Source organism: Lentzea sp. NPDC036949 (assembly GCF_055608075.1).
The window spans coordinates 54,883-68,132 of the sequence record NZ_JBVJRA010000014.1; the positions used below are offsets into that span (position 1 = coordinate 54,883).

The window sequence follows — 13,250 nt, forward strand, 5'->3', positions numbered from 1 at the left end:
AGCAACAACACGACCACAACAGCGAGAAAACGGCGCGCGACAACGACACGTCTGTGCATGACAAAGCCCCCAGTGCCACCGGATGCCTCCCTCTGACACCCGAGCCGGGGCGAACATTGCTCGGCCGACCTTGCACGGACCTGTCACGGGTCTGATAGACACGAACTCACTGGGGGGAGGGCATCGGTGGGAGCACGGTTTCAACTGCTGGGGGAAGTCGGCGTCACGGTGGCCGGTGAGCCGGTTCCGATCAAGCACGCACGTGTGCGGTGCGTCCTCGCGGCGCTGCTCGTCGACGCGAACCGGACGGTGTCGGCCGACGCGCTGGTCGAACGGGTGTGGAGCGAGCGGTTGCCGCGGCAGCCCCGCGACGCCGTCTACAGCTACCTGTCACGGCTGCGCGTCGTGCTGGCCGGGGCGCGGGACGTGGAGCTCGCGCGGCGTTCGGGCGGGTACGTGCTGCGGACCGATCCGGCGTGCATCGACCTGCACCGGTTCCGCGCGCTGGTGGCGGACTCGGCCGGGCAGCCGGACCAGGTGCGGGCCGATCTGCTGGCGCAGGCGCTCGGGCTGTGGAGCGGTGAGGCGCTGACCGGCGTGGACTCGGCGTGGGCGGCGGCGGTGCGCGAGGCGCTGGAGGGGGAACGGCTGGCGGTGCGGCTGGACGACCACGACGTCCGGTTGCGGCTCGGGCGGCACGCCGAGCTGGTGGCGCCGTTGAGCACGCTCGCCGCGGCCAGGCCGCTGGACGAACGGGTCGCACACCAGCTGATCGAGGCGCTTGCCAGCAGCGGACGGCAGGCACAGGCGCTGGCTCATTACGAGACCCTGCGCCGGCACCTGGTCGACGAGCTCGGCGTGGACCCGAGCCAGGAGCTGCGGGAGCTGCACCGGCGGCTGCTGTCACCGGCGGAGGCACCGTCGCGGGACGTGCCGCGGCAGCTCCCGCTGGCACCGGCGCACTTCCAGGGCCGGGTGCACGAGCTGGACGCGTTGTCGGCCGGGCACACCGTGCTGATCACGGCGATCCGGGGCGCGGGCGGGATCGGCAAGACGTGGCTGGCGCTGCACTGGGCGCACGGGCACGCCGGCGAGTTCCCCGACGGGCAGCTCTACGTGAACCTGCGCGGTTTCGACCCGACGGCGGCGCCGACCGCGCCCGCCGTGGTGCTGCGCGGGTTCCTCACGTCGCTGGGCACCGCGCCGGACAGCCTGCCCGACGACGTGGACACGCTCGCCGCGATGTACCGCAGCGCGGTCGCGGACCGCAGGATGCTGGTGGTGCTGGACAACGCGGCCGACACCGCCCAGGTCGAGCCGCTGCTGCCGGGCACGGCGTCGTGCCGCACGCTGGTCACGAGCCGGCAGCCGTTGACCGGGCTGGTGGCCACGCACGGCGCGGTGCCGATGCCGCTGGACGTGCTGACCGACGACGAGGCGTTCGAGCTGCTCACGGCCCGGCTGGGCGCGCGTGAGCCGGAGGCGATGGCCGACATCGTGCGGCACTGCGGTGGTCTGCCGCTGGCGCTGGGCATCGTGGCCGCGCGTGCCGCCGTGCGCACGAACCTCCGCCTGGCCGAGATCGCCGCCGAGCTGCGGTCGGCCCGGCTGGACGCGCTGGACACCGGTGACCTGAGCCTGCGGGCCACGATCTCCTGGTCGCACCGGGAGTTGAGCACGCCGGCGTCCGTCCTATTCGGACTGGTGGGGCTGGCGCCCGCCGTGGACCTGAGCGTCGCCGCGCTGGACGCGCTGGCCGCGGCGGACTCCTCGGCCGCGGTGGCGGAGCTGGAGGCCGCGCACCTGGTCGTGCGCACCGGTCCCGGCCACTACCGCATGCACGACCTGATCCACCTCTACGCCAGCGAACAGCCCGTGTCCGACGGGGAGGCCGCGCTGACCCGGCTGGTCGACCTCTACCTGCACACCGCGCACATCGGCGAACGGCTGCTGGAACCCGACCGGCCGCCCTACGACCTGCCCGACCCGGCACCGGGTGTGGTGCCGGTCCCGCTGGCGGACAAGCAGTCCGCGCTCGCGTGGTTCGACGCCGAGCACGCCATGGTCCTCGCGGTGCAGCGCATCGCGGCCGACCACGGCTGGCACCGCCGGGTGTGGGCGCTGGCCTCCACCACCACGTCCTACCACTGGCAGCAGGGCCACCGCGCCGAGCCGCTGCAGGTGCTGCGCCTCGCCGTCGCCGCCGCGAAGAGCGCCGGGGAGCAGTCGATCACGGCCCGCCTGCTGCACACCCTCGGTCACATGTGCGCCCGCGCCGGCCTGAACACCGAGGCCCTCGCCCACCTGGAGGAGTCGGCGGCGACCAGCGCCGCCCTCGGCGACCCCCTCTCCGAGGGCCACGCCCAGCTGGTGCTCGCCCGCGTCTGGGGTCAGCAGGGCGACTACCGGCGGGCCAAGCAGCACGCGCGCACCGGCCTGGAGCTCTACCGGGCCTCCGGCGAGCCGGGCGTGGAGGCCTTGGCGTTGAACAACCTCGGCTGGATCTGCGCCAACCTCGGCGAGTACGGGGAGGCGCTCGCCCACTGCGCGGCTGCCGTGCCGATCCACCGCGCGGCCGGCCGCTGGGCGGGCGTCGGCGAGACCCTCGACAGCATCGGCTACATCCACGAGCAGCGCGGCGCACCCGCCGAGGCCGCCGTCGCCTACCGGGAGTCCGCGGACATGTTCTGGAAGGTCGGCCACCACTTCGAGGCGGCGGTCACGCTGGAACGCCTCGGCGGCGTGCTCGCCGCCGAGGGCGACCGGACGGGGGCGCGGCAGGCGTGGACGCAGGCGCTGGAGGTGTTCCGCGGGCGCGGGCTCGCGGAGGCCGACGCGCTGGAGCAGCGGCTCGCGTCGCTGTGACCGCACCGGGCACGTGCAGCAGCGTGCCCTGGTGCGCAGCGGGTTCGAGCAGTTCCCGGCGGCGGACCGTGTCGGCGTCGGTGCCGGTTGCGGGACCTTGACAACGAAAAGGACGAAACCGCGGATCGCGGTCCGGCCCCATCGGCGATCCGAGCAAGAAGGGCAACGGAACGAGCACAGAGGGGTAGCAAGACAAGACTTCGCTGGCGACCGCCCGGAACTTTGAAATAGTCGAAAGACGGACACCGGGCAGCAGCCTGGACTCCCGCAAGCACGGAGTCATGATTGAACACCGCAGCACGCGAGCCGGCATCAGTACGCAGGATCATCGAGACTTACGGGTCATCAAGTTCACCGGGACCGGAGCCGCATTGCCGTGTGCCGGACCAGCGGGGCCGATCGGGCGCGGACATCGCACCGGAACTCCAAGACCAGGTGATCAAGTACGGCCCGCCGAACACCGCGCTCGGCAGCCGCGTTGTCGCTCAAGGCGAGTGGATTCTACGACACAGCAATCAAGCCCTGCCGAAGGTTCACGGTGTTTTCCGGAACAACGCGCGGTGGGGGTACACCATGGACCGGCTCGACACGGTCCCCCTTGAGCTGCTCGACGGCCGGAAGCTTGCGACGTCCATCATCCAGCTGCTGCAAACCAGTTTGTGGCACCGGACTCCAGAGGCTGAGTTCGACGAGGCGGCACATGCCGATCGCCTGTCCCCCATCACGGCACCGCTGACCGGGCGCAGGAGAGACGTGTTCGACCAGCTTCGCGACCGAATAGAATGGGATCGACTGTCCCGGGGTCTCACCCATGGCGATCCGATCTTCGACAACGTTCTTTTCGCTCGCGACGGTTCGATGGTCTTGACCGATCCGATCCCGTCGACCCCGGGCCTTCCCGACGTGATCGCCCTGGACATCGGCCGCATTTTCCAGTCCTGCGTGGGATACGAGCGGGTGACCTACGAACTGCCGGCGCCCGACGACGTCCCGCTCGACGTGGTCATTTCGATGGCGGAACTGTCGCACGACGACCTGACCGCCGCTCTGTACTTCGGAATCGTGCACCTCCTCCGTTCGATGGTGTACGTCTCGGCCCGGAAGGCGAAGCACCTCCTGGAGGAATGCGTGGACAGCTTGATCGGAGCGGCGACATGTCGGCTGTAGCGGTGTTCGACATCGACGGGGTGCTGGTCGACACCCGGGAGATCGTGCGGCGAGCCTATGCCGAGGTCGGCATCGAGCTGCCCGACCGGCTCTGGGGCAGTTCATGGCGCATTTGGCTTCCCGAGCTCTGCGGAGGAGACCTCCTGCGCGCCCAGGCTGTCCACGACCAGAAAACCCAGGCCCACCTCGACCTGCTCAGCGAGACCAGGGTCGCCACGCTCGCGGGCGCTGAAGCCGCCCGCGCGTTGCACTCCCGCGGATGGACCGTCAAGTTCATCACCTCCGGCACCCGCGAAGTCGTGCGGAGGACGCTCGACTCCGCCGATCCGTCGTTGAGCGGGTTCCTGGCCGGAACCGATCTGGACAGCACGGGCAAACGGAGAGCGCTCGACGGGATTTCTCCTGCGGGCGGCGTGTACGTCGACGACAACCACGACCTGGGCGTCAAGGTCACCGGAGGAAGCACGTGGAAACTGGTGCACTTCCGCGACCAGACCGAGGCAGAGTTGATCAAGGAGATCAGCACGGCATGGATGTCGTGATCCTCGCCGCCGGACGCGGCAGCAGACTCAAGGACATCACACCGCCCTATTTCAAGCCGTTGGTCATCGTTGATGGCGAACCCCTCATCCGCCGGCTCGTCCGGACGGCGTTGCGCATCTCGAGTGGGCGGATCGTGATCGTCGCCGCCCCGGAGAACGCGCTGCTCCTCTGCCAGGTGCTGGGCGACCTCCCGGCGGAGATCGTCCTCCAGCGTCAGCCGAACGGACCAGGAGACGCGCTCCTCACGGGTCTTCGACTTGTCACCTCGCCCGAGGTCCAGGTCCTCCTCGGCGACAACGTGGTGTCCGTCCGGGACGCGGAGAAGATCGCGCAGGCCGCCGCTCCGGCAGTCGGTGTCGTGCTGATGCGTCCTGCCGAAGCCGAGCGGTTCACGTACCTGACCCCGAGCGGCAAGTGGGTCGAAAAACTCCCTTGCGACGAAGCCGAGCCCGAGCAGCTCCTGCCCTGCTGGGTCGGCCCGTTGAAGCTGAGGACCGACGAGATCAAGGCCGCCATCGAGCGCCGGATCCGGAGCACGCGAACCGAGGCGGACGCGGCGGAGCAGGAAGTCCCCATCGGGCCACTGCTCAACGAGCAGGGTCCGGCCACTCTCGTTCCAGTGTCCTCTGTGGACATCGGCGTTCCCGCCGCATGGCTTCCGGCAAGCACACCCATCGAGGAATGACGTCATGAGCAGCAGTTCTTCCGCCAAGGGGAAGTGGATTCCCGAGGCCGAGTACGACGAGATCACCAAGAAGATCCCGATCCTGTGCGTCGACGTGCTGCCGATCCACCCCGGGCCGGAGCGCTTGGTGGGGTTGATGCTCCGCGACACCTTCTGGGGCCGCCGTCGGTGGTGCCTCGTGGGCGGCGGGGTCCAGCACGGCGAACCACTGCCGAACGCCGTCGAGAGGGTCTTCGACTGGGCGCTGGGTGACCGGGTCTCACTCGACCTCGACACCCTGGAGCTGAAGGAAGTGGTGGAGTACTTCCCCGATCCGGACACCGGCGAGTTCTTCGACCCCCGCAAGCACGCCGTCGCCCTCACCTACACCTGCGTCATGTCGGGTGACCCGCGTCCTCGCGGGAAGGCCATCGACTTCCGCTGGTTCTCGCCCGACGCGATCCCCGATCGTGACTCCCTCGGTTTCGGGCAAGAACTCCTCGTACCGCGCCTCCTGGCTGCTCACCCGTCGTAACGACGCGTGGAGCGATCACCTCATCGCAGCGATGACCTGGGCGAGCAGGTCCGAGTCGTCCGTGGTGACGGTGAGGTGGGTGGCTCCTGCCTCTTTCCAGGAACGTGCCTGCGTTCTCCAGTCCGGGGTCCGTTCGGGGAGGAGGCGGGCTTCCACGCCGAAGGCCGACGGATCGCGACCCACCGCGCTGAGTGCTGCGCGGAGGGCTTCGACCACTCGTGAGCCGCGTTCGACCCTGTTGGCCAGGAGCCTCGACATCGTGAAGCCGTCAGCGTGCCTTGCTGTTCGGAGGAGCACCTCCTGGCCGGGTCGTCCTGCCGTGCGAAGAGAGCCTCCGCCCAGCCACAGCGGGATGTGGTGGGTCGGGCGAGGGGTGAGGGTGACCGGGCCGAAGGTCACGTGGGCACCTTCGGCACTCACCTCGTCGCCGGTCCACAAACGGCGCAGGGCCGCCAGTTGTTCGCCGAACAGGGCAGCGCGGGTGGCGGGGGCGAGACCCAGCGCGGCTGACTCCGCGGGGTCGCCGCCTGCGGCCACGCCCAGGCGGAGCCGGCCCTCGGCCAGGTCCGAGAGCTGGGCGGCCTGTTTGGCCGCCAGGACCACCGGCCGGTGGGGCAGGATCAGCATGCACGTGCACAGTTCGATCCTGGTGGTCACCGCGGCGAGGTGGGCCACGAGGGTCGCCGACTCGTACGCCGGTGTGTGCGACGACAGGTGTTCCGCCACCGACAGGTGGTCGTACCCCAACGACTCCGCTCTCCGCGCGAACTCGCGCAGCTCCCTGCCGGAAAGCCCTTCCGGGACGGTGACGCCCAGGCGGAGGCTCATTTTCGGAGAGCGGAGGGGTCGGCGGGCCGCACGTGGACCGAACGGGGACGTTCGGCCGGCAGGAGGAGTGAGTTGAGGGTTCGGAGGGCTGTGCGTTCCGCACCGGGCGCGGGGTCGGTCATCCCCAGGTGCACGTCGAGGACCGGGGTGCCGTCGTCGCCCTGGATCACCGACGGGGTGCAGCTGACCACGCCGGGGATGGCGAAGGCCGCTTGGCGAACCGTCGCCAGGGAGACCTTCTCGCCCTTGAGCACCACGAAGTCCGACAGCCTGCCCTTGAACCTGAGGTAGCCGTCGACGACGGAGAAGGCGTCCCCGGTGGCTATCACACCCGGCGCCACCAGGCCCCTGGCCGCTCGCGGGCCGACTCGGCGGATCAGCGCGGTGTCCGAGGTGACCAGCAGTTCGCCCACCCCGTCCCGCACGTCGCGCAACGACACCTGGACACCCGGCAGCGGCAGGCCGACCGAGTCGTGGCGGTGCGCCGGTTCCGCGTGTGCGGCGAGCGTGGACACCCTGGGGCCTGCCTCGGTCAGACCGTAGGTCAGGTACAGCTCCCCGTGAGGTCTGGCGGCCAGGAGGGAGGCCACCTCCGCCGGGGCCAGCCGATCCCCGCCGACGGCCAGTGCCCTGACCGGCGGCAGGCCCGCTCCGTCCGCGAGGAGCTGCCGGGCCACGGTCGGGGTGAGCGCCGAGTGGGTGACCCCGTGCTTCGACACCGCGTCGCGGTAGCCGGCGGGAGAGAAGGGCGGACCCGAGATCACCAGGCGTGCTCCCGCGCAGTACGCCGCGAGGACCTGGGCGACCATCGCGTAGGAGTAGTAGAGCGGCAGGTTCGCCAGCACCGCGTCCGATGAGGTGAGTCCCGTCGCCCCGGCGTGACGGACGGCGTTGCGCAACAGGGAGGGGACGCGGTGGACGCACGCGCTGAACATGCCCGAGGTGCCGGAGGTCGAGAGCAGCACCTCGCCCGGCTCGTACCGGATGCCCGCCGCCCCGGTGGGCAGCGCGGTGGCTCCGCCGACCGGCCTGCCCCCGCCGGAGCCCACCAGCCGGGTCGTCACGGCGACCCGCGCGCCCACGTGTCCGGCCAGCGCTTGCACGCGTTCCCACGGGGTTCCCGGTGACACCGCCAGCGGAACCAGGCCCAGCAGCAGTGTCGCCAGGTGGACCCGCACCAGGTCGACACCGTTGGTCATCGCCAGCAGGACGGCGTCACCCGGCGCCAAGCCGAGGCCGTCGAGGTCCCCGAGCACCTCGGCCAGTCCCGGGCCGGAGCGACCGCCGACGTCCTGGGTGCGGTCGATGAACTCCGCGACGCCCTCGAACGTCAACTCGGGCACGGTGGCACCTCCTCGGTGCTGAGCACCAGGCACCGGCAGAGGTGGCCGCCCGGTTCGGTTTGCAGTCCTATCAGCAGCACGTGCCGCGCCTGGCCGGTGCGCAGCCAGCTGTCGGCCACGGTGAACGCCACGCCCGCTGCCGCGTCCGGGTGTGCGGCCAGCAGCAGCGACGGGCCGCGCAGGCCCCAGCGCAGGCACGGCAGGCCCGCCAGCACACCGGGGTTGGCACCCGCGAAGCGCAGCGGTGAGACCCTCGGCAGCGAACGGGCGATGGCGCGCAGCGTGTCGCGGCTGCCGTTCGCGCTCATGACCAGCACACCGGTGTCCTCGGCTCCGGCCAGGACGTCGGCGGGCGAGTCCGTCAGCGCCCGGTGCGCCGTGGCGGCGACCAGCCAGGCCGCGGGGTCGGCGTAGAACGAGGGCTTGTTGGCGGTGTGCTCGGCGAGGTCACCGGTGGTGATGGTGGCCGAGCCGACCACCGTCGTCCCGGCGGGAAGCGTGGTCACACCGCCTCCCCGGTGAAGAGCAGGCACGTGTCGAAGCCCCCGAAGCCGAGGGTGGTGCTCACCGCCGCGCCCGCGGTGACGGGTGCCGCCGACCCCACCGGGAAGGTCAGCGAGGAGGCGGGCTCGTGGAGGCCGAAGATCGGGGGAACCACCCGCTCGCGCAGGGCCAGGATCGTCGCCACCGCCTCGATCGCCCCGCTGGCGCCGAGGCTGTGGCCCAGTGCTCCCTTGGTGGCGAAGATCGTCGGGCTGCGCTCACCGAAGACCTCGCGCAGACCGGTCACCTCCACCTCGTCGTTGAGGGCGGTGCCGGTGCCGTGCGCGTTCACCACCGCCACCTCGGCGGGGCCGAGGCCGGCCGAGGCCAGGCAGCGACGCAGGGCCAGGACCACGCTGCGGCCCGTCGGGTCCGGAGCGGTGAGGCCGGTGGCGTCGTTCGCCGCTCCCACGCCGGCCAGGGTCGCGCGCACCCGCACGCCGCGTTCCCGTGCGGAGTCCGGGTGTTCCAGGACGAGGAACGCGGCGCCCTCGCCGAGGACCATGCCGTCACGGGTCTTGTCGAAGGCGCGGGAACCGGTGGGGCTCATCGTGCCCAACGCGCTGTGGCCCAGGCGTTTCGCCTCCGTCACCACGTCCACCCCGCCCGCGACGCAGATCCGCCGCGCACCTGACGACACCAGCGCGTGCGCCACGGCGATGGCGTCCGATCCCGCCGAGCACGCGGTGGCCACGCACACCGGGGCGACCGGGTGCCCGATCGCCGCGACGGCGTCGTCGGCCCAGGCGTGCAGCGACTCCTCCTCCTCGTCGAGGGCCGCGCCGAAGCTCGTGCCCAGCACGAGGCCCACCCCGGAGTCCGCCGGGGACAGGCCGGCGTCGGCGAACGCGGCCAGGAGCACTCGTGCGGCCAATGCGCGCTGCCGCTCACCGGGTGTGCCGTCGTAGGGCAGGTCGTCGACCAGAGCCGCCTCGGCGTTGCGCAGCGGGTGCGCGGAGGGCACCGGTGCCACTCCCGACTCCCCCGCGCACAGACGCGTCCACACCCCGTCCAGCGAGTCGCCCAGCGGTGTGTCCCAGGCCATGCCGGTGACGACCGGGTTCACCACAGGTGCCCGCCGGACGGGTCGACCTTCGCCCTGCTCATCGCACCGCGGAAGCCCGCCACCGACCGCCCCTGCACCTTCGCGGTGGCGGAGAAGGTGAACGTGGACCCGGACAGGCGGTCGGCGCGCACGTCCAGCACCACCTGGTCACCCGGCACCACCGGGGCGAGGAAGCGGGACTTGACCGTGCCGACCAGGGTGACCTCGTCCTCCTGCAGGGGTGAGCTGCTGAGCTGGTAGAGCAGCACCCCCGACTGCGCGAACGCCTGCATCGTGTGGCTGCCCGGCAGGATCACCCCCGGGACCAGGCCGCGCTCGGGCAGATGTCCCGAGAGGGCACCCATCTCCGCCGACACGGCGAACATGCTGTGCAGGAACTCACCCGGTTCGTGGTCGAGGACCCGGTCGATGAACAGCCTCGGGTGCCGTCCGCGCACCAAGCGGCTGATCTCGGAGATGCCCAGCGGTCGCGCCGTGCGCGCCAGTGCCGGGAGCTGCGTGGAGTTGCGCATCCGCGTGCAGTCCTTTCAGGATGGCTCGGATCGGGGGTGGGAGCGGGACGGGGTGGCGGGTCGCGGGATCGACCGCGCCGAAGGTCAGCTCGCCGGACACCAGCGGGGTGCGGGCGCCGCCGGGCTCCTCGCGCGACAGGGTCACCGCCAGGCGCAGCCGGGCCGCGCCGGCCTGCGCCACCCTGGCCTCACCGACGATCCGGTCCCGGTGGACGGCACTGGCGAGGTAGCGCACCCGCAGGTCGGTGAGGACCACGTCGATCCCCGTCGCGGTGAACGCGGTCAGCCCGGCGCCGTGCTCCTCCAGGTACTCGGTGCCCGCGGTCTCCATGAGCGAGGTGTAGCGGGAGAAGTGCACGATCCCGGTCGCGTCGGTGTCGACGTGCTCGATGCGGGTCCGCAGCGACGGGTTCACCACGCCGCCAGCAGCGCCTCGGTGCCCGCGGCCAGCCGGGCGGCGATCTCGTCGGCGTCGGCGCGACCGGTGATCAGCGGTGGCGCGACCCGCATCGTCGGGTGCACGTACCGCAGTCCGCCGGACCGCCTGCCCGCTCCCGCCATGAACTCCACGTAGACGCCGGCGTCCAGCAGCGCCCGGCGCAGCGCGCCGATCCGGGTGCCCGCTTCCGCGGTGAGCTCCACGCCCAGCATCACGCCCGTGCCGCGCACCTCGGTGAACACGCGGGGGAACCGTTCGACCAGGTCCCGGTGCAGCCGTTCCGCCAGGTGCGCGCCCACCTCCGCCGAAGCCGGTAGCAGGCCCTCCGCCACCACGTGCTCGACCCCGTCGCGGATCACCGCGCAGGTCAGCGGGCGCAGGTCGGACGTGGCCACCGCACCGGACGCGCGCACGGTCAGGTCGCGCCGGGCGATCACCATCGAGGTCGAGACCGCCCCCATGCCCAGGTACTTGCCGATCACCGTCACGTCGGTGGGCACCGGGCCCGCGTCGTCGCGCATGGCGAACCAGTCGCCGGTCTTGGCGAAGGTGAGCACCTCGTCGGCGACCAGCAGCACGCCCTCCGCCCGGCACAGCTCGGACAGCCCGCGCAGGTAGCCCGGCGGCGGCCGGAGCACGCCCGCGTCACCCTGCACCGGCTCGACCACCACGGCCAGCAACCGGTCGGCGTGGGCGGCGAAGTACCCGGTCAGTGCCTCGGTGGAGCCGAAGGGGAGGTGCTCGACGCGCACCCCGCCGTGCTCGGGCGGCACCTGTCCCGGCAGACCGGCCTGGTAGTGGCGGCGGTTGAGCAGTGGCACGAGCCCGTCGGTCCACCCGTGCCAGGCGCCTTCGAAGGCGAGGACGGTGTCCCGGTGCTCCTTGCCGGGGCGGCGGCGCAGCCGGCGTGGGTCGTACCGCGACTCCAGCACCAGCCGCAGCGCCAGCTCGTTGCCCTCCGACCCGGAGTTGCGCCCGCTGACGTGGTACTCGCCGGTGGGGAAGTGGCCGGTCCACAGCCCGCCAGGGCCGAACAGCCGGTCGAGCAGCTCCGCGCGTTCCAGCGAACCGAGTTCGTCGGTCGCACTGCCTGCTCCGGTCACCCCGCGCGCCAGCGCCCGGAGCACCACCTCGTGGCCGACGCCCAGCGCGGCGCTGGCGTACCCGCCGCTGGCGTCGAGCAACCGCATCCGCCTGCCCCGGTGTTCCGGGGTGAGGTCGATGACGTCGAGTTCGAGACCACGTCCGCCGGTGCAGGCGAACGGCAACCGGGGCGCACCGTAGTGGTTCAGGTGCAGCTCGGTGCCGCGCAGCAGACGCGCCGTGACCTCGTCGGTCCGGGGATGATCAACAGGTGCGGCCACTGGTCGCCCTTTCGTGTCGTGGTCCAGGGCGGGTCAGGCGCCCGCGGTCGAGTGCTGCGCCCTGGTCAGCCGCTCGACCAGGGCGAGGACGTCACCGAGCGTCATCAGCCCGGCGAGTGCCCCGTCCTCGATCTCCACGCCGAAGACCTCTTCGCAGCGCACGCGCAGCTCCACGAACCCGAGCGAGTCCATGCCGTAGCCCTCGCGGAGCTGGTCGTCGAGACCCATCCGGTCCTCGGGGATCTCGACCAGCACGTCGGCGGACAGGATGCGCTTGATCGTCTGCAACGAATTCATGAGCAGTTTCCCTACTTCTTCCGGGGGTTTCACCCAATTCCGGGAGGGGTTGTGTCGTCGTGCGTGCGAGTTGTCAGACCCCAGGCTCGATGAGGTGGAATAAGCCGGTAATGGTCGCGCGCAGCTCGATGTCCTGAAGCTACGCATCGACTTCGCCGACGGTCAACGCCCAGTGGGGTGTACTAGGAGTTTTCATAGTTCAATCGGTCTCATATATGATCCGAACGGGTGTTTTTCGGGTTTCGTAACTCCTTTGTGGACTCGATATTTGCGCACGTAGAAGCCCTGATTGCTGCTGAGCAGTGGATTCTGTTGCCGTTAAAAGTGTTCGTGGTTGATGTTGCGGCTATCGGCGACTCGTGCCAGCCTGATCGAGGCCGAGGCCTTGTGGACAACGAAGGCCGTGACAGGCGATCCGCAATTGCGGTCCCCGCGGCCACGCTCTCGCGCCTCACCCACCAATGCCCGAACGGGCAATTCAGTGCCCACATCTTCTGTCAACCGGATCGCGATACCCGCCGACTCCCGCGGCCCGGCATCGCGAAACCCGAAGGAGCTGCCGGAATGGTTCCCCCTTCGCGCCCGCTGACGGGCGCCACCGTGTTCGTCGGCGGTCCGATCCAGCACGCGCTGGTGCCGGGCGGCATGCTCGGCGCGGTCAGCGACCGGCTGCACGCGGCCATCGACCAGGTGGAGCGGGCGGGCGGCGCGGTGTTGTCCGCGCACGTCGCCGAGCGCTTCGGCGTCACCACCGCGGACTTCACCCCGGACCAGGTGTCCGAACGCGACTTCGGCTGGATGCGCGCGTGCGACGTGTTCGTGCCGGTGCTGCCGGTGCTCGCCGACGGCACCCTGCTGCGCACCGACGGCACGCACATCGAGCTGGGCTGGGCCAGCGCTCTGGGCCGCCCGATCGTCGGGATCACCGAGCAGCCCTTCGCCGACTCGGCCAGCCACCTGCTCAAAGGCCTGGCACGGGTCGCCGACGCCGTCTTCCTGTCCGCGGCCGAGTTCGCGGAGGCGCCCGGCCTGCTGGTGGACGGCGTGCTCGCCGCCCTCGGCCGGGCCAGGACGGCGGCCTGAG

The 13,250-nt window shown here is 71.2% G+C and carries 14 protein-coding genes; 6 read left to right on the forward strand and 8 right to left on the reverse strand.

What is annotated here, in order from left to right:
* The first annotated feature begins 186 nt into the window (after positions 1-186).
* From ACZ7CD_RS32120 to ACZ7CD_RS32140, 5 genes are all read left to right on the forward strand, one after another.
* A complete protein-coding gene (locus ACZ7CD_RS32120) occupies positions 187-2,865 on the forward strand; it encodes an AfsR/SARP family transcriptional regulator (RefSeq protein WP_470380360.1) in 2,679 nt (892 codons plus the stop codon).
* Between the two features lie 285 nt (positions 2,866-3,150).
* Positions 3,151-4,032: a phosphotransferase family protein gene (locus tag ACZ7CD_RS32125; RefSeq protein ID WP_470380361.1), complete on the forward strand. Its 882-nt coding sequence runs from the start codon at positions 3,151-3,153 to the stop codon at positions 4,030-4,032.
* Between the two features lie 2 nt (positions 4,033-4,034).
* Positions 4,035-4,574, forward strand: a complete 540-nt coding sequence (locus tag ACZ7CD_RS32130) for an HAD family hydrolase (protein ID WP_360388802.1) — start codon at positions 4,035-4,037, stop codon at positions 4,572-4,574.
* The gene (locus tag ACZ7CD_RS32135) at positions 4,562-5,260 is read left to right on the forward strand and encodes an NTP transferase domain-containing protein (protein WP_470380362.1); all 699 of its coding nucleotides are present in this window, start codon (positions 4,562-4,564) and stop codon (positions 5,258-5,260) included. The genes ACZ7CD_RS32130 and ACZ7CD_RS32135 overlap by 13 nt, the downstream gene beginning before the upstream one ends.
* Before the next feature lie 4 nt (positions 5,261-5,264).
* On the forward strand, positions 5,265-5,774 hold the full coding sequence (locus ACZ7CD_RS32140; RefSeq protein WP_470373792.1) for a DUF4916 domain-containing protein: 510 nt from the start codon (positions 5,265-5,267) through the stop codon (positions 5,772-5,774).
* 15 nt (positions 5,775-5,789) lie between these two features.
* On the opposite strand, the gene ACZ7CD_RS32145 is transcribed toward ACZ7CD_RS32140, so the two are convergent.
* From ACZ7CD_RS32145 to ACZ7CD_RS32180, 8 genes are read right to left on the reverse strand one after another with little or no spacing between them, the layout of a single operon-like run.
* Positions 5,790-6,602 (reverse strand): LLM class flavin-dependent oxidoreductase, encoded by an 813-nt coding sequence (locus ACZ7CD_RS32145; protein WP_470380363.1) that lies wholly within the window; start codon positions 6,600-6,602, stop codon positions 5,790-5,792.
* On the reverse strand, positions 6,599-7,945 hold the full coding sequence (locus ACZ7CD_RS32150) for a class I adenylate-forming enzyme family protein (RefSeq protein ID WP_470380364.1): 1,347 nt from the start codon (positions 7,943-7,945) through the stop codon (positions 6,599-6,601). Before ACZ7CD_RS32150 ends, ACZ7CD_RS32145 begins: the two co-directional genes overlap by 4 nt.
* The gene (locus tag ACZ7CD_RS32155; RefSeq protein WP_470380365.1) at positions 7,933-8,451 is read right to left on the reverse strand and encodes a beta-ketoacyl synthase N-terminal-like domain-containing protein; all 519 of its coding nucleotides are present in this window, start codon (positions 8,449-8,451) and stop codon (positions 7,933-7,935) included. The genes ACZ7CD_RS32150 and ACZ7CD_RS32155 overlap by 13 nt, the downstream gene beginning before the upstream one ends.
* Entirely contained in the window at positions 8,448-9,554 is a 1,107-nt protein-coding gene (locus tag ACZ7CD_RS32160; protein WP_470380366.1) for a beta-ketoacyl synthase N-terminal-like domain-containing protein, read from the reverse strand. Before ACZ7CD_RS32160 ends, ACZ7CD_RS32155 begins: the two co-directional genes overlap by 4 nt.
* Positions 9,551-9,919 carry an ApeI family dehydratase gene (locus ACZ7CD_RS32165; protein ID WP_470380442.1) on the reverse strand — a complete coding sequence of 123 codons (369 nt, stop codon included), beginning with the start codon at positions 9,917-9,919 and terminating at the stop codon, positions 9,551-9,553. Before ACZ7CD_RS32165 ends, ACZ7CD_RS32160 begins: the two co-directional genes overlap by 4 nt.
* A gap of 13 nt (positions 9,920-9,932) precedes the next feature.
* A complete protein-coding gene (locus ACZ7CD_RS32170) occupies positions 9,933-10,484 on the reverse strand; it encodes an acyl-CoA thioesterase (RefSeq protein ID WP_470380367.1) in 552 nt (183 codons plus the stop codon).
* Complete coding sequence (locus ACZ7CD_RS32175) at positions 10,478-11,869, reverse strand: aminotransferase class III-fold pyridoxal phosphate-dependent enzyme (RefSeq protein ID WP_360388827.1); 1,392 nt, start codon at positions 11,867-11,869, stop codon at positions 10,478-10,480. The genes ACZ7CD_RS32170 and ACZ7CD_RS32175 overlap by 7 nt, the downstream gene beginning before the upstream one ends.
* Positions 11,870-11,902: 33 nt before the next feature.
* Positions 11,903-12,166 (reverse strand): acyl carrier protein, encoded by a 264-nt coding sequence (locus ACZ7CD_RS32180; RefSeq protein WP_360388830.1) that lies wholly within the window; start codon positions 12,164-12,166, stop codon positions 11,903-11,905.
* Between the two features lie 564 nt (positions 12,167-12,730).
* On the opposite strand from ACZ7CD_RS32180, the gene ACZ7CD_RS32185 reads away from it, so the two are divergent.
* Positions 12,731-13,249, forward strand: a complete 519-nt coding sequence (locus tag ACZ7CD_RS32185; RefSeq protein WP_360388833.1) for a hypothetical protein — start codon at positions 12,731-12,733, stop codon at positions 13,247-13,249.
* Position 13,250 lies beyond the last annotated feature (1 nt).